Annotated in this window: 17 protein-coding genes and 1 riboswitch; of the genes, 16 read left to right on the top strand and 1 reads right to left on the bottom strand. The window is 35.1% G+C overall.

All coding sequences use genetic code 11. From position 1 onward, the window contains the following. Window positions 1-202: 202 nt before the first annotated feature. From ABEY15_RS04930 to purD, 14 genes are all read left to right on the top strand, one after another. Complete coding sequence (locus ABEY15_RS04930; RefSeq protein ID WP_429888823.1) at window positions 203-1300, top strand: PRK06851 family protein; 1098 nt, start codon at window positions 203-205, stop codon at window positions 1298-1300. Between the two features lie 498 nt (window positions 1301-1798). Continuing rightward, the gene (locus tag ABEY15_RS04925) at window positions 1799-5317 is read left to right on the top strand and encodes a S8 family serine peptidase (protein ID WP_429888822.1); all 3519 of its coding nucleotides are present in this window, start codon (window positions 1799-1801) and stop codon (window positions 5315-5317) included. A 246-nt stretch (window positions 5318-5563) separates the two neighbouring features. Next, a riboswitch (purine riboswitch) is annotated at window positions 5564-5665 on the top strand. A 132-nt stretch (window positions 5666-5797) separates the two neighbouring features. Beyond that, window positions 5798-6283 (top strand): 5-(carboxyamino)imidazole ribonucleotide mutase, encoded by a 486-nt coding sequence (purE, locus tag ABEY15_RS04920; protein ID WP_429888821.1) that lies wholly within the window; start codon window positions 5798-5800, stop codon window positions 6281-6283. Continuing rightward, window positions 6280-7428 carry a 5-(carboxyamino)imidazole ribonucleotide synthase gene (gene purK, locus ABEY15_RS04915; RefSeq protein ID WP_429888820.1) on the top strand — a complete coding sequence of 383 codons (1149 nt, stop codon included), beginning with the start codon at window positions 6280-6282 and terminating at the stop codon, window positions 7426-7428. The genes purE and purK overlap by 4 nt, the downstream gene beginning before the upstream one ends. Then, on the top strand, window positions 7425-8720 hold the full coding sequence (purB, locus tag ABEY15_RS04910; RefSeq protein ID WP_429888818.1) for an adenylosuccinate lyase: 1296 nt from the start codon (window positions 7425-7427) through the stop codon (window positions 8718-8720). Before purK ends, purB begins: the two co-directional genes overlap by 4 nt. Before the next feature lie 115 nt (window positions 8721-8835). Continuing rightward, window positions 8836-9558, top strand: coding sequence for a phosphoribosylaminoimidazolesuccinocarboxamide synthase (gene purC / locus ABEY15_RS04905; RefSeq protein WP_429888817.1), 723 nt, complete (start codon window positions 8836-8838; stop codon window positions 9556-9558). Then, window positions 9546-9800 carry a phosphoribosylformylglycinamidine synthase subunit PurS gene (gene purS / locus ABEY15_RS04900; protein WP_069032645.1) on the top strand — a complete coding sequence of 85 codons (255 nt, stop codon included), beginning with the start codon at window positions 9546-9548 and terminating at the stop codon, window positions 9798-9800. The genes purC and purS overlap by 13 nt, the downstream gene beginning before the upstream one ends. Beyond that, the gene (purQ, locus tag ABEY15_RS04895) at window positions 9797-10480 is read left to right on the top strand and encodes a phosphoribosylformylglycinamidine synthase subunit PurQ (protein WP_098230894.1); all 684 of its coding nucleotides are present in this window, start codon (window positions 9797-9799) and stop codon (window positions 10478-10480) included. Before purS ends, purQ begins: the two co-directional genes overlap by 4 nt. Then, window positions 10464-12683 (top strand): phosphoribosylformylglycinamidine synthase subunit PurL, encoded by a 2220-nt coding sequence (purL, locus tag ABEY15_RS04890; protein ID WP_335478167.1) that lies wholly within the window; start codon window positions 10464-10466, stop codon window positions 12681-12683. Before purQ ends, purL begins: the two co-directional genes overlap by 17 nt. After that, window positions 12668-14080, top strand: a complete 1413-nt coding sequence (gene purF / locus ABEY15_RS04885; protein WP_429888815.1) for an amidophosphoribosyltransferase — start codon at window positions 12668-12670, stop codon at window positions 14078-14080. The genes purL and purF overlap by 16 nt, the downstream gene beginning before the upstream one ends. Before the next feature lie 83 nt (window positions 14081-14163). Beyond that, the gene (gene purM, locus ABEY15_RS04880; protein ID WP_429888813.1) at window positions 14164-15201 is read left to right on the top strand and encodes a phosphoribosylformylglycinamidine cyclo-ligase; all 1038 of its coding nucleotides are present in this window, start codon (window positions 14164-14166) and stop codon (window positions 15199-15201) included. Further along, a complete protein-coding gene (gene purN, locus ABEY15_RS04875) occupies window positions 15201-15764 on the top strand; it encodes a phosphoribosylglycinamide formyltransferase (RefSeq protein ID WP_056474733.1) in 564 nt (187 codons plus the stop codon). Before purM ends, purN begins: the two co-directional genes overlap by 1 nt. Before the next feature lie 49 nt (window positions 15765-15813). Further along, window positions 15814-17349: a bifunctional phosphoribosylaminoimidazolecarboxamide formyltransferase/IMP cyclohydrolase gene (gene purH / locus ABEY15_RS04870; RefSeq protein WP_429888811.1), complete on the top strand. Its 1536-nt coding sequence runs from the start codon at window positions 15814-15816 to the stop codon at window positions 17347-17349. 19 nt (window positions 17350-17368) lie between these two features. Beyond that, a complete protein-coding gene (gene purD, locus ABEY15_RS04865) occupies window positions 17369-18634 on the top strand; it encodes a phosphoribosylamine--glycine ligase (RefSeq protein ID WP_429888809.1) in 1266 nt (421 codons plus the stop codon). Window positions 18635-18743: 109 nt separating this feature from the next. On the opposite strand, the gene ABEY15_RS04860 is transcribed toward purD, so the two are convergent. Beyond that, on the bottom strand, window positions 18744-19001 hold the full coding sequence (locus ABEY15_RS04860) for a YgaP family membrane protein (protein WP_069032652.1): 258 nt from the start codon (window positions 18999-19001) through the stop codon (window positions 18744-18746). 222 nt (window positions 19002-19223) lie between these two features. Between ABEY15_RS04860 and ABEY15_RS04855 the strand changes: the two genes are divergently transcribed. Both ABEY15_RS04855 and pcrA read left to right on the top strand, forming a co-directional pair. Beyond that, a complete protein-coding gene (locus ABEY15_RS04855) occupies window positions 19224-19922 on the top strand; it encodes a heptaprenylglyceryl phosphate synthase (RefSeq protein ID WP_429888808.1) in 699 nt (232 codons plus the stop codon). Continuing rightward, window positions 19922-22099, top strand: coding sequence for a DNA helicase PcrA (gene pcrA / locus ABEY15_RS04850; protein ID WP_429888807.1), 2178 nt, complete (start codon window positions 19922-19924; stop codon window positions 22097-22099). The genes ABEY15_RS04855 and pcrA overlap by 1 nt, the downstream gene beginning before the upstream one ends. The last annotated feature ends 1 nt before the right edge of the window (window position 22100 follow it).

Genomic DNA, 22100 nt, shown 5'->3' with positions numbered 1-22100 from the left:
AGTAGAACGTCGCCTGGTAACTTAAAAACATCAGCTATTAAGGCTGATGTTTTTTTATGTTCAAATTTGGAAATGTCAGTTCTTATCATTAACAAGTTACTTTACTTTTGCTAAAAATTAATAAGGTAAACAATAATATTAATACTGGGCAAACACCCTTAATTATAAATCTACATAACCTAGATTGAATGGAGGGAAAAAGATGAGAGGAAAAATACTCAATTATTATGCAGGAGGTAATACTGCAAAAGGGTTTTATAATCTCTATGACTCAGCTTTAGAGGATTTAGATAAACTATTCATTCTAAAAGGTGGTCCAGGTACTGGGAAATCAACTTTAATGAAAACAATTGGAGAGTTGATTGTAAATAAGGGAATCGATATTGAATATTTACATTGTTCTTCAGATACCAATTCAGTTGATGGCTTAATCATCCCGAAATTTCAAATAGGTATAGTGGACGGAACAGCACCACATGTAATTGAACCAAAAGCTCCAGGGGTTATTGAGGAATATGTGAATTTAGGTGTTGCTTGGGATTCTAAAAAATTATCTGTACACAAGGAAGCAATACTATCACTAAATGATGAAATATCTAAGAAGTTTCAAACTGCTTATGACACATTTGCGGCTTCATTAAGGGCTCATGATGAGATTGAGGAAATTTATATTTCAAATATGGACTTTTTAGAAGCTAATAAACTGACTGACGAATTGATAGCGTTATTTTATGGTAATGACAGCAATACTGAAAAAGACCCTAAAGTAAAACATAGATTTTTAGGTGCAGCAACTCCGAATGGTGCGGTTGATTATATTCAAAATTTAACAGAAGAAATTGAAAAACGATATTTCATTAAAGGTAGAGCAGGTTCAGGTAAATCAACAATGTTAAAGAAAATAGCAGCTGCAGGAGAAGAAAGAGGCTTTGATGTAGAGATATATCATTGTGGATTTGATCCAAACAGTCTTGACATGGTAATTATTCCGGAAAAAGGCATTGCGATCTTTGACAGTACAGCACCACATGAATATTTTCCTAATCGAGAAAATGATGAGATTATTGATATGTACGAAAGATGTATTACGCCAGGGACAGATGAGAAATACGCTACTGAAATTGAAAGAACAACTAATTCATATAAAGATAAAATGAAAGAAGCAATATCTTATTTGGCAGAAGCTAAAGTTCTTAGAGACGAATTAGAAGCGATTTATATTGGAGCTATGGACTTTTCAAAAGTTGATAAAATCCAGAGTGAACTAATAGAAGAAATTGAAAGTATGATAAATAATTAACATTTTATAATTTGGAAAAGGTGTAACCACATTGGTGCACCTTTTTTTATTTTGGAGGAAGAGATTCATTATAGAATTATTAGTACTTTTTAATCATTTTTTTCTACGGTATTCGAGAAAATGTATTAAATAAATTGAATTTTCTTTATATTTTCACGAATTTCGTTTTAAATCAATCTATTAAATAAAAGAAATTCGACGCTTTTTTAGATTTTTCGTCTTATTATTTATAGTTTTTGTAACTTAGAATACCATTTAAAATATTTTTTTGTAATTATTTGTAGAAAAAAAGCACTTCAATTCATATGAATTTCCCCCAATTTACTTCGCTATAAGATGAATGTACATTTAAATGGTATTTATTTACTTACTTAATGGTAAGAGCTTAAGTTTAACAAATTAATTACTCGATATTTATTAAACTACTAACCTCTTAATCATTGTATTAAATCAAATAAATAATCGAAAAATTTACATTCATTAAAAGGAGAGGTATTAATGAAACTAAGTAAAATTATCCCGTTTAAAGTAATGTCCACAGTAGCAATCTCATCTTTGATTTTCTCATCTTATACAGCACTTGCTGAAAATAATGATTCAACAACTCAAGTGGTCGAGGATCAAGTACCCCAATTACTAGACCAAAGTCCAAAAGGTAAAGGCGACTTATATAAAGATAATCAAAAGGAAGCGTCTGAGAAAACTTATAAACCTACAGATAAAGTTCGTTTTATAGTAGAAGTTGAAAAACCATCAACTTCTGATACTTCTACAACGAATAAAAAATCCTTATTTAAAGAAAAGCAAGACAAAGTAATCGAGGAAATCACAAAAAACAAAAAGGATAAATCAATTTCACCTAAATTAAAACAACGCTTTTTTGAAGGGTTTAATGGATTTAGTGTTGAGACGGAATATCAAAATCTAAATGAAATAAAGTCTACTCCTGGTGTACTTAACGTAAATGTTGCGAGAACATTCCACGAAACGATGGCAGCAAGTAAAGAGTTAGTACAGGCACAAAAGGTATGGAATCAATATGGCTATCAAGGAGAAGGATTGGTTGTGGCAGTTGTCGACTCTGGTATTGATTATACTCATAAGGATATGAAGTTGACTGATAAAGGTAAGCAAAAAGAAAAATTAACTCAAAGTGGAATACAAAGTAAATTAGACGCTACATCTGTAAATGATGTTTGGTATACAGATAAAGTTCCAACTGGTTATGATTGGGCCGATCATGATACTGATGTTATTCCTCGTGGTGATGGAAGCCCACATGGAACGCATGTTGCAGGTACAGTTGGAGCAAACGGCGACGAAGCAAATGGTGGTGTTCAAGGAATTGCACCTGGAACTCAGTTATTAGCTGAGAAAGTTTTCTCGGATAAAGCTAGTGGTGCTTATGAGGATGACATTATTGCAGGTATAGAGCATGCAGTTACAATGGGTGCTGATGTTATCAATATGAGTTTAGGTGTTGATGCAGGATTTGTTAGTGAAGATTATGATCCAATTCAAAAAGCAATTCGAGTTGCAACTGAACAAGGAACTCTTGTAGTAGTTGCAGCTGGCAACTCATCGTATAGTACAAAGCATGGATTATTATATCCTTCAGCAATGCAGCCATATGCAGATAATCCGGATATTGGAACAGTCGGTGCACCTGGTGTAAGTCCATATGCTTTATCGGTTGCTTCTTATGAAAATACAAAAATGCATTTAAATACTTTAAGTGATGCTAGTGGCTTTAAACTTCCTTTCCAAGACCAAACTATGTTTGCTCCAACTAAGAACTTTAAACTGTCTAAAAATCTAACACCTGGTCAAGAGTATGAATTGGTTTATGTAGGTGAAGGATCAAAGTTGACTGATTTTAGTACGAAAAATGTTGAAGGTAAGATTGTTGTAGCTAAAATGGCAAATCAATATACTTCTTATTCGTTTGTTCAATTTAATGCCGCGAAATACAAAGCAAAGGCTGTTATTGTCGTCCCACCTACTAGTATGAGTGATTATCCATATATGAGGTTTGTGGATACTTCTATACCAGCTGCAACAACTGGTAAAGCAGTAGGTCAAGAATTAATCGATAAACTGTCTAATAATCAAGTTGTAAAAATGAAACTTGCCGGAGATACTTGGATCGATAATCCAATTAAAGACACGATGTCTTATTTTTCATCATTTGGAGCTCCAAGTACATTAGATTTTAAACCGGAAATGTCTGCTCCTGGTGGAAATATCTATTCAACGGTACCTGGAAATGATTATGAGGTTATGAGTGGTACATCAATGGCAACACCTCATGTTGCAGGTGGTTCTGCATTAGTATTACAGTCACTTTATGAAAAAGGATTACAACATTCAGAGAATACAGCTTTAAAAGCAAAAATTGCTTTAATGAACACATCAAAAATTGTAATGGATCCAAAAACAAACGGAGAAGTTCCATATTCTCCACGTATTCAAGGCTCTGGTTTAATGCAAATTCAAAATGCAATCAATACCCCAGTCATTGTTACAAGTAGAAATACACCATTAGAGCAAGCTGGTGCAGTAGCTTTAAAAGAAATTGGACAAAACACAAGCTTTAAACTAAATGTTGATGCATTTGATGCTCCTAAAGGAAAAAATAATAGTGCTGATATCGAATACAATGTATACGTAGATTTGTTGAAAGATAAAACAGAAACGAAGCAATTTGATTTAGACAGTGATGGCACACTAGATTCAAAAGATTATTTAACTTTAACAAGTGAAAGAGTCGATGGTGCAACAATCACTGTAAATGATAATAAAGTAACTTATAAAGATGGCTCATTGCTTAAAATAAAGCCAGGTCAGTCAAAAATGCTAACAGTTAATATTGATTTACCTGACTCATTAACGAAAAATAGTTTTGTTGAAGGATTTGTTCGATTAGTTCCGGTAGCAAAAGACCAGGATAAGGCTGTACCAATTTCGGTTCCTTACATGGGCTTTTATGGAAAATGGGATGAACCAAGAAATATTGATGCTCCTGCATGGGAAAAAGATGCATTTTTAGGATATACAGCTCTTTGGGATGGAACTTCAGAACGTTATCCTAAAGGATATAATTCTACAACAGGTACATTTGATCTTAGCAAAATTGCCATTTCACCAAACTTCCATTTAAATGGAATTTATTCTTCATTTACAGCATTACGAAATTTAGCAAAAACAGAAATGTATATTGAAAATCAAAATGGTAAAGTGGTTAAATATTTAGGTGATTTTAGTGAATTTAACGGAACTCCATATAAATTCAGGAAAAATGTCATGTCATTTGGAGATACAAGCTATAATGAACTTTATGCTTGGGATATGACAGATGAGTCAGGTAATTTTGTCCCAGACGGTATCTATCAGTATGTTATTCGAACAACTTTAGATTATCCGGGTGCAAAACCTCAAGAAGTAAAAATGCCAGTAAAAGTTGATTCAATCCTACCTAAAGTTACAGATATTAAGGTTACCCCTAAAGATGGTGGTAAGTATGAAATTTCTTGGAAGGGTACCGATGATGAAAGTGGGTATGCAGCTTCAATAGTTTGGGTTAACGGTAACTACTATACACCAGGAGCAGCGCAATCAATGGTAGTTAATGTTGAACCAAAGAGTATTGTTATCGGAGGAGCTGACAACGCATTTAATCACTCATACACAACTTGGGGAGATCAAAGTACTAAATATATGAGTGAATGGATGGTTCTTTCGAATGGTAGTGTTTATCCAACTACAAATATTAACAAAAACAGAGTAGCTTCAGTCAACTTCTTTGCTCAAAATAGAGTAGATTGGAAGTTCAATGTAAAAGATGCAAGTGGAAATATAGTAGATACTTTCGAATATAAAAATGAAAAAGAAGTGCATACAAAATGGATGCCAAAAGCGGATTTACCAAACGGTACGTATTACATCTCTGCTGACGTAGTAACAAAAGATGGATTTAAAGTAACATCAACTCCGACTAAAGTAACGGTTCTTCAATAAAAGTCAAGAATTGAAAAAGCTATCTTTCCTATTTATTATAGGGATAGATAGCTTTTTTGATCTTTATTAATTATTGATACTAAGAAATCCGAATAAGAAATAAAAAAATTATAGTTGCTATCAGTAATTTAATAAAAAAAGACATCATAGAATGTAAAAAACTGAGCAAAACACGAACATTAAAATATTTTTTAAGAAAAACATTCATATTTTATTGAAAAAAGAGTTATAAATTGATACTATAGAGATAGGAAATTTAGCAAACCTCATATAAGTTTGGGAATATGGCCCAAAAGTTTCTACCTAGTAACCTTAAATTACTGGACTATGAGGGGAAGTTAATCACACGTGTACGTAAATTAGTATACGCCTAAGTAGATTATCTTTCTCGCCATAGAGAAATAATTCTATTTAGGCGTTTTTTGTTGGAAATTTTGTGTAAATATAAAAAAATAGCGAATAAACTTGGGGGAAAAGCAGATGAAACCGGTAGTTGGTGTCATTATGGGGAGTACTAGTGATTGGGAAACAATGAAACATGCTTGTGATGTGTTAGAAGAGCTAAATATAAGCTATGAGAAACGAGTTGTTTCGGCACATCGTACACCAGATTTAATGTTTGAGTATGCAGAATCAGCTAGAGAACGCGGTATTAAAGTAATTATTGCAGGTGCAGGCGGTGCTGCTCACTTACCAGGAATGGTAGCAGCAAAAACGACGCTTCCAGTAATTGGTGTACCAGTACAATCAAAAGCATTAAATGGATTAGATTCATTATTATCAATTGTGCAAATGCCAGGTGGAGTACCTGTTGCAACTGTTGCAATTGGTAAAGCAGGTGCGACGAATGCAGGCTTACTTGCAGCTCAAGTATTAAGTATCCAAGATCAAGAAGTTTATTTAGCATTAGAAACTCGTCGTGAAAACACTACTAAACAAGTTCTAGAAAGCAGTGAATTACTATGAATAGCAAAGTAATTTTACCTGGACAAACAATAGGGATCATCGGGGGAGGCCAACTTGGAAGAATGATGGCGCTTTCAGCGAAAGAAATGGGCTATAAAATAGCTGTTTTGGATCCTACTCCAAACTCGCCTTGTGGGCAAGTATCTGATATAGAGATTACGGCTGAGTACTCTAATATAGAAGCAATTAAACAGCTTGCGAAAGTAAGTGATGTTATAACATATGAATTTGAAAATATTGATGTAACCGCACTTGAGTATTTAGATAAGCATTCTTATTTACCTCAAGGCAGTGAGTTATTAAAGCTAACAAGAAATAGATTAACTGAAAAAACAGCTATTCAAAATTTAGGTATAAAGGTTGCTCCATTTCGACTAGTAGAAAATGAAGAGCAATTTTCTGAAGCAGTTACGAAAATAGGTTTACCAGCTGTTTTGAAAACGACAACAGGTGGTTATGACGGAAAAGGGCAAGTTGTTTTAAGATCTGAAGAAGACTTTGTTGAAGCGTTAGAACTTGTTAAAAAACAGCAATGTATTCTTGAGGGATGGGTTCCTTTTGAAAAAGAATTGTCAATAATTGTCGCAAGAAATAGTAATGGAGAGGTAAGTACGTTTCCAATAGCAGAGAATGTTCATATAAATCAAATTTTGCATACTTCATCTGTACCGGCAAATACCTCAAAATTAGTAATAGAAACAGCAGAAAACTATGCAAAAAAAGTAGCTAGCTCATTTCATCTTGTAGGTGTTTTAGCAATTGAGTTATTTGTAACAGAAGATGAGCAGGTTTATATTAATGAATTAGCTCCGCGTCCACATAATACAGGACACTACACGATGGAGGCAGTCGAAACTTCACAATTTAAGCAGCATATTCGAGCAGTTTGTAATTTACCATTAGGGAATACGGAATTACTAAAACCAGTTGTAATGGTGAATATATTAGGTGAACATGTTGAAGAAGTATTGAAAGTAATGCAAAATGATAGTACATTAAATGTCCATCTTTATGGTAAAGAAGAAAGCAAAAAAGGCCGTAAAATGGGACATATTAATATAATGGCAGCATCAACAGAACTAGCGATGCAAAAAGTACAAGAGTTAGGGATTTGGAAACAAAACCCAGTGGAGGTAAAAATATGATTGAACGTTATTCACGCCCAGAAATGGCAGCAATTTGGACAGAAGAAAACAAATTTAAAGCTTGGTTAGAAGTTGAAATCTTAGCATGTGAAGCATGGGCTGAATTAGGAGATATTCCTAAAGAAGACGTAAAAGTGTTACGTGAAAAAGCTTCTTTCGATATAAACCGAATTTATGAAATTGAAAAAGAAACACGTCATGATGTAGTTGCATTTACACGTGCAGTTTCTGAAACATTGGGTGACGAACGTAAATGGGTACACTATGGCTTAACATCAACTGATGTAGTAGACACGGCACTTTCATACTTACTACGTCAAGCAAATGATATCTTATTAAAAGATTTAGAGAATTTCATTGGAATTCTTGAAACGAAAGCTAAAGAACATAAGTACACAGTAATGATGGGACGTACTCACGGTGTACATGCAGAACCAACTACTTTTGGCCTAAAACTTGCTTTATGGACTGAAGAAATGAAACGTAACTTAGATCGCTTTAAGAGTGCGATTGAAACAGTTCGAGTAGGTAAAATTTCAGGCGCTGTTGGAACTTACGCAAATATTCCTCCATTTGTTGAAGAATATGTTTGTGAAAAGTTAGGAATTCAAGCAGCTCCAATTTCAACTCAAACTTTACAACGTGATCGTCATGCTCACTACATGGCAACATTATCTTTAATTGCAACTTCAATTGAAAAGTTTGCAACTGAAGTACGTGGATTACAAAAAAGTGAAACACGCGAAGTTGAAGAATTCTTTGCGAAAGGTCAAAAAGGCTCTTCTGCAATGCCACATAAACGTAATCCAATTGGATCTGAAAACATGACTGGTTTAGCTCGTGTAATTAGAGGTCATATGGTTACGGCTTATGAAAATGTATCACTTTGGCATGAAAGAGATATCTCACATTCATCTGCAGAAAGAATCATCTTACCGGATGCAACAATACTTTTAAATTACATGTTAAATCGATTTGGAAATATTGTTAAAAACCTTACAGTATTCCCTGAGAATATGAAACGTAACATGGACCGTACTTACGGATTAATTTATTCTCAACGTGTACTTCTTGCTTTAATTGAAAAAGGAATGTCACGTGAAGAGGCTTATGATACTGTTCAACCAAAAGCAATGGAAGCTTGGGAAACTCAAGTACAGTTTAAAGAGCTTGTAGAAGCAGAAGAAAAAATTACTACTTTATTATCTCAAGAAGAAATTAATGATTGCTTTGACTACAGCTACCACTTAAGTCAAGTCGATACAATTTTTGAACGCTTAGGATTAAATTAATAAATATTGTTTGGCTAAGATTAGAGAAAAAAATTCTTAGCCAAACAATTCAAATAACAGATAAAGCATAAATTCTATTGGGTGTTTAAATGAGGATATGGGAGGCATTGTTAGCATGGCAGAGCAAGTAATGTTGTATGAGGGAAAAGCAAAAAGAATTTTCTCAACTGAGAATCCTGAAATTGTAAGAGTTGAGTACAAAGATTCAGCAACTGCATTTAACGGTGAAAAGAAAGCAGAAATTGCCGGTAAAGGTCGCTTGAATAATGCAATTACTAGTTTACTATTTTCAAGGTTAATGGAATCAGGTATTGCATCTCATTTCGTAGAAAAAACATCAGAACTTGAACAACTTGTAAAACGAGTAACAATTGTACCAATTGAAGTAGTTGTTAGAAATATCGTTGCTGGTAGCTTATCGAAACGCATGGGATTAGATGAAGGTGTTAAGTTAGAAAAGCCAATCATTGAGTTTTATTACAAACGTGATGATTTAGGTGATCCAATTATTAATGAAGATCATATCGCTGCACTTAAACTAGCAACAACTGAAGATCTTGAAACAATTAAAGAGATTGCTCTCCGTGTTAATGATGTTCTAGTAGAACAGTTTAATGCATGTAATGTTCGATTAGTCGATTTTAAATTAGAGTTTGGCAAATTAAATGATGGAACAATTTTGTTAGCAGATGAGATTTCACCAGATACTTGCCGATTATGGGATAAAGATACAAACGCAAAATTTGATAAAGATGTATTCCGTAGAGATTTAGGTAACTTAACAGATGGATACGAAGAAATTTTAAAACGCTTAGGGGGATTATCATGTTCAAAGTAAGAGTATTCGTTACATTAAGAGAAAGTGTTTTAGATCCACAAGGAAATGCAGTTAAAAACGCACTTCATAGCATGAATTTTAGCGAAGTTCAAGATGTTCGTATCGGTAAATATATGGAATTATTAATTGATAAAAATGTTGCAGATTTAGATACTACAGTAAAAGAAATGTGTGAAAAGTTATTAGCAAACATCGTAATTGAAGATTACCGTTATGAGGTAGAGGAGGTAGTCGCACAGTGAAGTTTGCAGTAATTGTGTTCCCGGGCTCAAATTGTGATGTTGATATGTATCATGCAATCAAAGATGAGTTAGGCGAAGAAGTAGAATACGTATGGCATGATTCAACGAATTTAGATGAATTTGATGGTATCTTATTACCAGGTGGCTTCTCATATGGAGATTACTTACGCTCTGGCGCAATTGCAGGTTTTGCAAACGTGATGGATGCTGTGAAGAAAGCTGCTGCTGAAGGTAAACCAGTATTTGGCGTGTGTAATGGATTCCAAATCCTAACTGAAGCAGGTCTACTACCAGGTACTCTTAGACGTAATGAGAAATTAAAATTTATGTGTAAACAAGTAGAGCTAGTTGTTGAAAACAATGAATCAATGTTTACAACTGGTTATGAAAAAGGTCAAGTAATTACTGTGCCAATCGCACATGGTGAAGGAAATTACTATTGCGATCAAGAAACATACGAATCACTTAAAAGTAATAATCAGATAATTTTCCGTTATCAAAATAATCCGAACGGTAGTTTAGATGATATCGCAGGAATTGTTAATGAAAAAGGAAATGTATTAGGTATGATGCCACACCCTGAGCGTGCAGTTGATGCATTATTAGGTAGTGCAGACGGACTTCAACTATTTCGTTCGATTGTAAGAAACTGGAGGGAAAACCATGTCGTTACTTCTTGAGCCAAATCCAATTCAAATTGAAAATGATAGAATTTATGCCACTATGGGCTTAACTGATGAAGAGTTTCAATTAGTCAAATCAATTATTGGTCGCAATCCGAACTATACAGAGCTAGGATTATTCTCAGTAATGTGGTCAGAACATTGTAGTTATAAAAACTCAAAGCCTTTATTACGTAAATTCCCAATAAGTGGTGAGCATGTTTTACAAGGACCAGGTGAAGGAGCAGGTATTGTTGATATTGGCGATGAGCAAGCTGTAGTATTTAAAATCGAAAGCCATAATCACCCTTCTGCAATTGAACCATACCAAGGTGCTGCAACTGGTGTAGGTGGAATTATTCGTGACGTATTTTCAATGGGAGCACGTCCTGTTGCACTTCTAAATTCTTTACGATTTGGTGAATTAGAAACTCCAAGAGTTAAGTATTTATTTGAAGAAGTTGTTGCAGGTATTGCTGGATATGGAAACTGTATTGGTATTCCAACAGTTGGTGGAGAAGTAAACTTTGATCCATGTTACGAAGGCAATCCTTTAGTAAATGCAATGTGTGTTGGATTAATCAATCATAAAGATATTAAAAAAGGTCAAGCGCATGGTGCTGGAAATACAGTAATGTACGTTGGTGCTTCAACTGGTCGTGATGGAATTCATGGTGCAACTTTTGCTTCTGAAGAGTTATCTGATGCATCTGATGAGAAACGCCCAGCAGTACAAGTAGGCGATCCATTTATGGAGAAGTTATTACTTGAAGCATGTTTAGAAGTTGTTCAAAATGACGCTCTTGTTGGTATTCAAGATATGGGCGCAGCTGGTTTAACATCTTCATCTGCTGAGATGGCTTCAAAAGCAGGAATGGGAATTGAGATGAATCTTGATTTAGTTCCACAACGTGAAGCTGGTATGACTGCTTACGAAATGATGCTATCAGAATCTCAAGAACGTATGTTACTAGTTGTTGAAAAAGGTAGAGAGCAAGAAATCGTAGACTTATTTGAAAAGTATGATCTACATGCTGTATCTGTAGGACGTGTTACAGACGATAAGATGCTTCGCTTACTTCATAAAGGTGAGGTTGTAGCTGAATTACCTGTAGATGCTCTTGCTGAGGAAGCTCCAGTATATCATAAGCCATCAACTGAACCTGCATATTATGGTGAGTTCCAAGCGATGGAAAACTATATTCCTGAAATTAGTGATTCAAAAGAAACGTTAAAACAATTACTTTCTCAACCTACAATCGCAAGTAAAGAGTGGGTTTACGGTCAGTATGATTACATGGTTCGTACAAATACAGTAGTTGCTCCAGGTTCAGATGCTGCAGTAATCAGAATTCGTGATACAAAAAAAGCTCTAGCAATGACAACTGACTGTAATGCACGCTACTTATATTTAGATCCTGAAGTTGGTGGGAAAATTGCAGTAGCAGAAGCAGCTCGTAATGTAGTTTGTTCAGGTGCTCGTCCACTTGCAATTACAGATTGCTTAAACTTTGGAAATCCTGAAAAACCTGAGATTTTCTGGCAGTTAGAAAAAGCAACAGATGGTATGAGTGAAGCTTGTAATGTATTAAGTACTCCTGTAATCGGTGGTAACGTATCATTATATAACGAAACAAATGGTGAAGCAGTTTACCCAACTCCTGTAGTTGGTATGGTAGGTCTAATTGAAGATGTAGAGCATATCACGACTCAAAACTTTAAAACTGCTGGCGATTTAATTTATGTAATCGGTGGAGCAGAAGCTGAGTTCGGTGGAAGTGAGCTTCAAAAATTATTAAATGGCAAAATCTTTGGTAAGGCACCAAGTATTGATTTAGCTGTTGAATCTAGTCGCCAAGAGCAAATTCTTGCTGCTATTCAAGCAGGTGTAGTTGCTTCAGCACACGATATTTCTGAGGGTGGTTTAGCTGTAGCGATTGCAGAAAGCACATTTGGTCCGTCAGAAGTTGGTGCAACTATTACGATTGAAGGAAATGAGGTTGTTTCATTATTTAGTGAAACTCAGTCACGTTTCTTACTTTCAGTTAAACCTGAACATAAAGTACAATTCGAAGCATTAGTAGATGCAAAGTTAATCGGTACAGTTACAGAAGAAACATCAGTAACAGTTCGTAATGAAAACAATGAAACAGTTCTTCATGCTTCAGTTGAGGAACTGAAACAAGCTTGGAAAGAGGCGATCCCATGCTTGCTGAAATAAAAGGACTAAACGAAGAGTGTGGAATATTTGGAATTTGGGGGCATACTGATGCTGCCCAAATCTCCTACTATGGTCTTCATAGTTTGCAACATAGAGGCCAAGAAGGAGCTGGAATTGTTGTAACGAATGGAAATGAGCTTGAAGGTGCAAAAGGACTTGGCTTAATAACAGAAGTTTTCAGTAAAGGTCAATTAAATGATTTACACGGAAAAGCTGCTATTGGTCATGTTCGTTATGCAACTGCAGGCGGAGGCGGTTATGAAAATGTTCAGCCTCTATTATTCCAATCGCATACTGGAAGCATTGCTCTTGCTCATAATGGTAATTTAGTAAATGCTTCAAGATTACGTAAAGACTTAGAGATGCAAGGTAGTATTTTTCAAACTACTTCTGATACTGAAGTACTAGCTCATTTAATTAAACGTAATGGCTCTGCCCCATTAAAAGATAGCATTAAAGCATCTTTAAATATGATCAAAGGAGCTTTCGCTTACTTAGTTCTAACAAAAGATGCAATGTATGTTGCACTAGATCCAAATGGCTTTAGACCATTGGCGTTAGCTAAACTAGGTGACGCTTATGTTGTAGCTTCAGAGACGTGTGCATTTGATGTAGTCGGAGCGAAATATATTCGAGATATTAATCCGGGAGAATTATTAATTATTTCAGATAATGGAGTGGAAACTGATCAGTTTACTTCATCAGTTAATCACACAATTTGTAGTATGGAATATATTTATTTTTCTCGTCCTGATAGCAATATTGATAATATCAATGTTCATGCTGCACGTAAAAATATGGGGCGTGTATTAGCTAAAGAAGCTCCTGTTGAAGCAGACGTAGTAATCGGTGTTCCGGATTCAAGTATTTCAGCAGCAGTTGGTTACGCAGAAGAATCTGGTATTCCATATGAACTTGGATTGATTAAAAATCGCTACGTAGCTCGTACATTTATTCAACCTTCTCAAGAACTTAGAGAGCAAGGGGTTAAGATGAAACTTTCTCCAGTTCGTTCGATCGTTGAAGGAAAACGTGTAGTAATGGTAGATGATTCAATCGTTCGTGGAACGACAAGCCGCCGAATCGTACAAATGTTACGTGATGCAGGTGCAAGTGAAGTTCATGTTCGTATTGGCGCACCACCATTGAAAAATCCTTGCTATTACGGTATTGACACTTCAACAAGAGAAGAGTTAATTGCTGCAACTAATACAATAGAAGAAATTTGTGAAGAAATTGGTGCAGATTCATTAGAATTTATTAGTTTAGAAGGATTACTAAATGCTATTGGTAGAAATCATGAGGGACCAAATAGAGGGCAATGTACTGCTTGCTTTACAGGGAAGTATCCAACAGTAATCTATGATGAAAATGAATTAGTACATTCTCATAATTAATATTAAAAAACAGAGGCGGTGAGCAAAGTCGCCGCCTCTTTTCAATTGAATCTATTCATAAGGACGGAAGGGGAAATCATCACATGGCGAATGCATATAAACAAGCTGGAGTAGATATCGAAGCTGGCTATGAAGCAGTGAACAGAATGAAGAAACACGTTCAAAAAACAATGCGTCAAGAAGTTCTTGGTGGATTAGGAGGATTTGGAGGAATGTTTGATCTTTCCAAATTCAACTATAAGGAACCAGTTCTTGTATCAGGGACAGATGGAGTAGGAACAAAATTAAAATTAGCTTTCCAAATGGACCGTCACGATACGATTGGCATTGATGCAGTCGCGATGTGTGTGAATGATATTGTGGTTCAAGGAGCGGAGCCTTTATTTTTCCTAGATTACTTAGCAGTTGGCAAGGCTGTACCTGAACGAATTGAGCAAATTGTAAAAGGTGTATCTGATGGCTGCGTTCAAGCTGGCTGCTCATTAGTGGGTGGAGAAACTGCAGAAATGCCTGGTATGTATCCAGAAGATGAATATGATATTGCTGGTTTTGCAGTAGGGATTGTTGACAAGCCAAAGCTTGTAACAGGACAAACCATTAAAGAAGGAGATATCTTATTAGGAATCTCATCAAACGGGATCCATAGTAATGGATATTCTCTAGTTCGTAAGGTTTTATTAGAAAAAGGTGGCTTAACGCTTGATCAACACATTGATAAATTAGGTCATACTTTAGGCGAAGAACTACTACGCCCAACTAAAATTTATGTAAAACCAATCTTAAATGTCCTTAAAAAGTTTGAAGTAAAAGGTATGGCACATATTACTGGTGGTGGGTTTATTGAAAATATCCCAAGAATGCTTCCAGAAGGAATCGGTGCAGAAATTGATTACGGTTCATGGCCAATCCAACCAATCTTTGATTTGTTAGAAGAGGTTGGTGAATTGAAGCGCGAAGAAATGTTTAATATTTTTAATATGGGTATTGGTATGGTTCTTGCGGTTAGTGAAGAGAACTTACATGACACTATTAAACTATTAGAAGAAGACGGAGAAAAAGTATTTATTATCGGAAGAACAAAAGCAGGTGAAGGTGTAACCTTTGGCGGAGGTTCTCTGTAATGAAGAAGATTGCCGTATTTGCTTCAGGAAATGGCAGCAACTTTCAAGCCATTCTTGATGCAACTCTAAGCGGAGAAGTGAATGCTGAAGTGAAATTACTTGTTTGTGATCGTCCAAATGCATTTTGTATCGAACGAGCAAAGCAAGCAAATATACCATCATTTATATTTTCAGCGAAAAACTATGAATCAAAAGAGCAATATGAAGGTGAAATTATTGCCCATCTAAAAGAGTTAAATGTCGAATTTATCGTATTAGCTGGCTATATGAGATTGATTGGTCCGACAATTTTAGACTCATTTCCTGGGAAAATAGTAAATATTCATCCTTCATTTCTACCATTATTTCCTGGAAAAGACGCAATTGGTCAAGCTCTCCTAGCAGGTGTCGAATCGACTGGCGTTACGGTTCATTATGTCGATGAAGGAATGGATACTGGTCCAATTATTGCGCAAGAAGAAATTCTGATTGAAAAGGGAGATTCAAAGGAGTCTCTTGAGCAGAAGGTTCATAGTGTCGAGCATGTTTTATATGTGCAAACACTAAAAAAATTGTTTAGTTAATTAGATTAGATATAGAGCATGAAATCGATTAGATAGGGGAATGTATAACATGAAAAAACGAGCTTTAGTTAGCGTTTCAGATAAACAAGGGATTATTGAATTTGTAAGTGGATTAATTAAACATGATTTTGAAGTTATTTCAACAGGTGGAACTTATAATTTATTAAAAGATGCTGGATTAAATGTAATTGGTATTTCTGAAGTAACTAACTTTCCAGAAATTATGGATGGTCGTGTAAAAACATTACATCCATCAATTCACGGAGGTTTACTAGGAGTTCGTTCAAATGAAGAACATATGCGTCAAATGAACGAGTTAGGTATTCAGCCAATTGATTTAGTTTGTGTAAATTTATATCCGTTTAAAGAAACGATCATGAAGCCTAATGTTACATTTGAAGATGCAATTGAAAATATCGATATCGGTGGCCCTACAATGCTTCGTTCAGCAGCTAAAAATCATGAATTTGTATCTGTAGTAGTGGACCCAACAGATTATGAAGTAATTTTAGCTGAGTTAGCTGAAAATAATACGGTTTCAGTTGATACGAATCGTCGATTAGCTGCTAAAGTATTCCGTCATACTGCAGCTTATGATTCATTAATTTCTAATTATTTAACAGAGCAAGTAGGAGAAGAAAATCCTGAAAGCTATACTGTTACTTACGAATTAAAACAATCTTTACGTTATGGTGAAAATCCTCACCAAAAAGCAACATTCTATCGTGCTCCAATGCCAACAGTTTCGTCTATTGCTTATGCAGAGCAATTACATGGTAAAGAGCTTTCTTATAACAATATTAATGACGCTAATGAAGCATTAAATATTGTACGCGAATTCTCAAATCCGGCTGTTGTTGCTGTAAAACACATGAATCCTTGTGGAGTAGGCGAAGGCAATACAATTGAAGAAGCTTATGATCGTGCTTATACTGCTGATCCAGTTTCAATTTTTGGAGGAATTATTGCGACAAACCGTGAAGTTGATGCTGCAACAGCTAAGAAAATGCATGAATTATTCTTAGAAATTATTATCGCTCCTTCATTCAGTGAAGAGGCTTTAGAAATCTTAACAAGTAAAAAGAACTTACGTTTATTAACAGTAGACTTAGAAACTAAGCCTACGTTTGCACCTAAATTAACGACAGTTCATGGTGGCTTATTACGTCAAGATATGGATACATTTGGATTAGATGATGCAACAATTACAGTTCCTACAAAACGTCAACCGACTGAAGAAGAGTGGGAGAATTTAAAATTAGGTTGGAAAGTTGTAAAACATGTTAAATCAAATGCAATTGTTTTAGCGAAGGATCATATGACAATCGGTGTTGGTGCAGGTCAAATGAATCGTGTTGGAGCTGCAAAAATTGCGATTGAACAAGCTGGCGAAAAATCAAATGGCGCGGCGTTAGCTTCAGATGCATTTTTCCCTATGAATGATACAGTAGAAGCAGCAGCTAAAGCTGGTGTTACAGCAATTATTCAACCGGGCGGATCAATCAAAGATGAAGATTCAATTAAAAAAGCTGATGAATATGGAATTGCAATGGTCTTTACAGGGGTTCGTCACTTTAAACATTAAGAAATAAGGAGATGACAAGATGAAAGTATTAGTCATTGGTCGCGGAGGCCGTGAGCATACAATTGCTTGGAAGGTAAATCAATCGGAGAATGTAACAGATGTATTTGTTGCTCCAGGAAACGATGGAATGATTGATGTTGCAACACTTGTCAATATTGATGAAAGTGACCATGAAGCACTTATTGCATTTGCAAAAAAGGAAGAAATTGATTTAACAATCGTTGGTCCTGAAGTTCCTTTAATGAACGGAATTGTAAATGATTTTCGTGCTGCTAATTTAAAGATATTTGGTCCAACTAAAGAAGCGGCAATTATTGAAGGAAGTAAAAGCTTTACAAAGGATTTAATGAAAAAATACGCTATCCCGACTGCAGCATATGAAACGTTTACTAATTATGAAGAAGCAAAAGCATATGTTGAAAAAGTTGGTGCACCGATTGTTATTAAAGCTGATGGTTTAGCGGCTGGTAAAGGTGTAGTTGTAGCGATGACAATTGAAGAAGCAATCGTAAGTCTTCATGACATGCTACTTGATGAAAAGTACGGCGATGCAAGTGCATCTGTAGTAATTGAAGAATTTTTAGAGGGCGAAGAATTTTCGCTAATGTCGTTTGTTAACGGGAATAAGGTTTATCCTATGGTAATCGCTCAAGACCATAAACGTGCATATGATGGAGACAAAGGACCTAATACGGGTGGTATGGGTGCTTATTCGCCAGTACCACAAATTTCAGATTCAGTTGTTGAACAATCTTTAAAAGAAATAGTAGTACCAGTCGCAGAAGCAATGATTTCTGAAGGAAGACATTTTACTGGAATACTTTATGCTGGTTTAATGTTAACAAACCAGGGACCTAAAGTAATCGAGTTTAATGCAAGATTTGGTGATCCAGAGACTGAAGTTGTATTACCTCGTTTAGAGAGTGAGTTAGCTGAAGTATTATTAGCAATATTAAATGAAGAAGAAATCCATTTAGAATGGTCAGAGGAAGCTGTTGTTGGAGTCGTGCTTGCTGCAAACGGATATCCTGAAGTTCCTGAAAAAGGCGCTGTAATATCTGGATTAAATAATGTAAGTAATGAAACAATGGTTTTCCACGCAGGTACAAAGCTTGAAAATAATGAATATGTTACAAATGGTGGAAGAGTATTAATTATTGCACATAAAGGAAGCTCTATTAATGAAGCTTGCGATAATGTATATAAACAAATTGATACGGTTCAATCAACTGGCTTATTCTATCGCCACGATATAGCACATAAAGCAATTAAAGTAAATAATTAGTAAGAAAGGGTCGTCATTTATGATCAATGACGACCCTATTTCTTGTTAAAATAAGAACTAGTGTTCTATTTTCGTCTATACAATCTACTCCATTTTTGATAAACTACTTTTATGAAGGTTGAATGTAATCTTCGAATGTATCTCCCTCGTCGTGTTTATCTGCCATAATCTTACATTTCTTACCTAGAGCAGTCATTGGGCAAAAACGTAATACTCCCTCTGCAACTTTCATGGCACCGATTATGATCAAAATGATTACAGAATTACTACATCTTCTGCGTGTAAGCTTTGCTGTGCCGTAAGCTAAAATTGTTAAGCCAGCAGTTATACGTATAAGTGCATTTATAATGCTAATATTTGGTCTCAACAGTAACTCCCCTTATAATAAGTATCAGTGACTACATCACTCTTTACCATTTTTCCCTTTAATTGTTTCAATATCATAGGAAACAATTAGTATTAATTACTTAATATGGGGACATAGGGTTACTTTTCCTTTTTAATAAGATACAATACATTTATATTTTTGATAAAAAGTACTTAATAAAAATAAATAAATTAATGTTAAAAAACAATTCCGGAGGACAAAATGTACGATTATTCACAATGGAATCACATATTTAAATTAGATCCAAACAAAGAAATCTCTGATGATGAATTAGAAAAAATTTGTGAGTCAGGAACGGATGCAATTTTAGTTGGTGGAACGGACGATGTAACGTTAGATGCTACGATATCTCTACTAGTTAGAATAAGACGCTATGCAGTACCATGTATTTTAGAGGTATCAAATCTTGAAGCCGTAACTCCAGGTTATGATTTCTATTTTATCCCGACAGTTTTAAATAGTAATGATCCAAAGTGGATTATTGGAATGCACCAACAAGCAATGAAAGAATTCGCTCATTTAGTTTATGCTGAAGAATTGGTAATGGAAGGTTATTGTATATTAAATGAAGAGTGTAAAGCAGCTAAGCTGACAAGTGCTGTGACAGATCTTTCAATAGAAGATATTGTAGCTTATGCGGAAGTTTCTGAGCAATTATTAAAATTACCGATTTTTTATTTAGAATATAGCGGCACATATGGTTCACCCCAGGTGGTAGAAGAAGTATCAAAAGTATTAAACAATACGAAGTTATTTTATGGTGGGGGAATTTCATCAGCTCAACAAGCAATTGAGATGAAGCAATATGCTGATACGATTGTTGTTGGGAACATTATATATGATAACTTACAAGAAGCTTTACTTACTGTGAAAGCTGTGAAAGAAGGAGCGACGAAGTAATGAAAACAGCAGAAGAATTATTGCAAGGTTTAAATCCAATGCAAAAAGAAGCCGTTAAAACGGTTGATGGTCCTTTATTAATTATGGCTGGAGCAGGTTCAGGTAAGACTCGAGTACTAACACATCGAATTGCGTATTTATTAGGTGAAAAAGGTGTTGCTCCTTGGAATATACTTGCGATCACATTTACAAATAAAGCAGCTAGAGAGATGCGAGAGCGTATATTTAATCTAGTTGGAAAAGATGCAGAAGATATTTGGGTTTCAACATTCCACTCGATGTGTGTGCGAATTCTTCGTAGAGATATTGATCGTATTGGCTTTAATAGAAGCTTTTCTATATTAGATACAACTGACCAATTAACAGTCATAAAAAATATTTTGAAAGAGAAAAACTTAGATTCAAAGAAATTTGATCCTCGTAGTATTCTAGGTTCTATTAGTAGTGCAAAAAATGAACTGCAAACTGCTGCAGATTATTCACGAGATGCTTTTACTCCATTTGAAAAAGTTGTTGGTGAAATTTATGCATCTTATCAAGACCGATTACGTAAAAATCATTCATTAGACTTCGACGATTTAATTATGATGACAATTAATTTATTTGAACGTGTTCCAGAAGTACTACAATATTATCAACGAAAATTTCAATATATTCACGTGGATGAGTATCAAGATACTAACCATGCTCAGTATAAAATTGTAAAATTGCTTGCCGAGCAATTTAAAAATATTTGTGTAGTTGGTGATTCAGATCAATCAATTTATCGCTGGCGTGGAGCAGATATTTCTAATATTCTTTCATTCGAAAAAGATTATGATAAAGCACAAGTAATTCTGTTAGAACAAAATTACCGTTCGACTCAAACGATTCTTGATGCTGCTAACGCGGTTATTACGAACAATTCAAACCGTAAAGCGAAAAAGCTATGGACAGAAAATGGACAAGGTACACCGATACATTATTTTAGAGCTGCCTCAGAACAGGACGAAGGATATTTTGTAGCTGGAAAGCTAGCGCAATGGAAAAAAGAAGGAATTCATCAATATGGTGATGTTGCTATTCTTTATCGTACGAATGCGCAATCACGTGCAATGGAGGAAGTTTTAGTTAAGTCTAATATTCCTTATAAAATGGTCGGCGGAGTAAAGTTCTATGATCGTAAAGAGATTAAAGATATACTTGCTTACTTAAGATTTATTGCCAATCCAGATGACGAGATCAGTTTTTCAAGAATCATTAATGTGCCAAAACGTGGTGTAGGCGCGGCGTCTGTAGATAAAATTATTAACTATAGCATAATGAATGACTTATCTTTATCAGATACTTTAGAGCAAATTGATTTCGTAGGATTAAGTGGAAAAATTACGAAAGCAATTGGAGACTTCCATGCTATGGCGAAAAACTGGCAGCAAATGTTGGATTATTTATCAGTTACCGAGCTTGTTGAGGAAGTTCTTGATAAAACAGGTTATATCCAAGTGTTAAAAGATGAAAATACTATTGAATCTGCTTCTAGAATCGAAAATATTGAAGAGTTTTTAACAGTTACAAATGCTTTTGAAGAAAGCAGTGAGGATAAAAGTTTAGTATCATTTTTAACTGATTTAGCATTAGTTTCTGATATCGATCAAGCGGATAAAGAAGAGTCACAAGCAGATGAGGTTATACTTATGACGCTTCACTCTGCAAAAGGATTAGAGTTCCCAGTAGTCTTTTTAATCGGTTTGGAAGAAGGTATATTCCCACATAGCCGTTCTTTAATGGACGAAGAAGAAATGGAAGAAGAAAGAAGACTTGCATATGTAGGAATAACGCGAGCAGAAAAGGATTTATATATTACAAATGCTCAAACACGTACACTTTATGGTCGCACTAGTGTAAACCAAGAATCTCGCTTTATTAATGAAATTCCTGATGAACTATTAGATCGTGCTAATAAGAAAGTAGTAACTGAGCGCCGTGCTGTTTCTAGACCTGCAGTAGCAATGAAAACAACAGGTGGAGAGTCGCTCGGTTGGAGAGTTGGAGATAAAGCTTCTCATGGTAAATGGGGAATTGGTACAGTTGTAAGTGTAAAAGGAGAAGGCGAAGCAATGGAGTTAGATATTGCATTCCCAAGTCCTGTTGGTATTAAGCGTTTATTAGCAAAATTTGCTCCAATTACGAAAGCATAGA

This window comes from Gottfriedia acidiceleris (assembly GCF_050457485.1).
Classification (GTDB): Bacteria; Bacillota; Bacilli; order Bacillales; family Bacillaceae_G; genus Gottfriedia; species Gottfriedia acidiceleris_D.
Note: the sequence above shows the minus strand (reverse complement) of the source record. Positions and strands in the feature narration are given on the sequence as shown.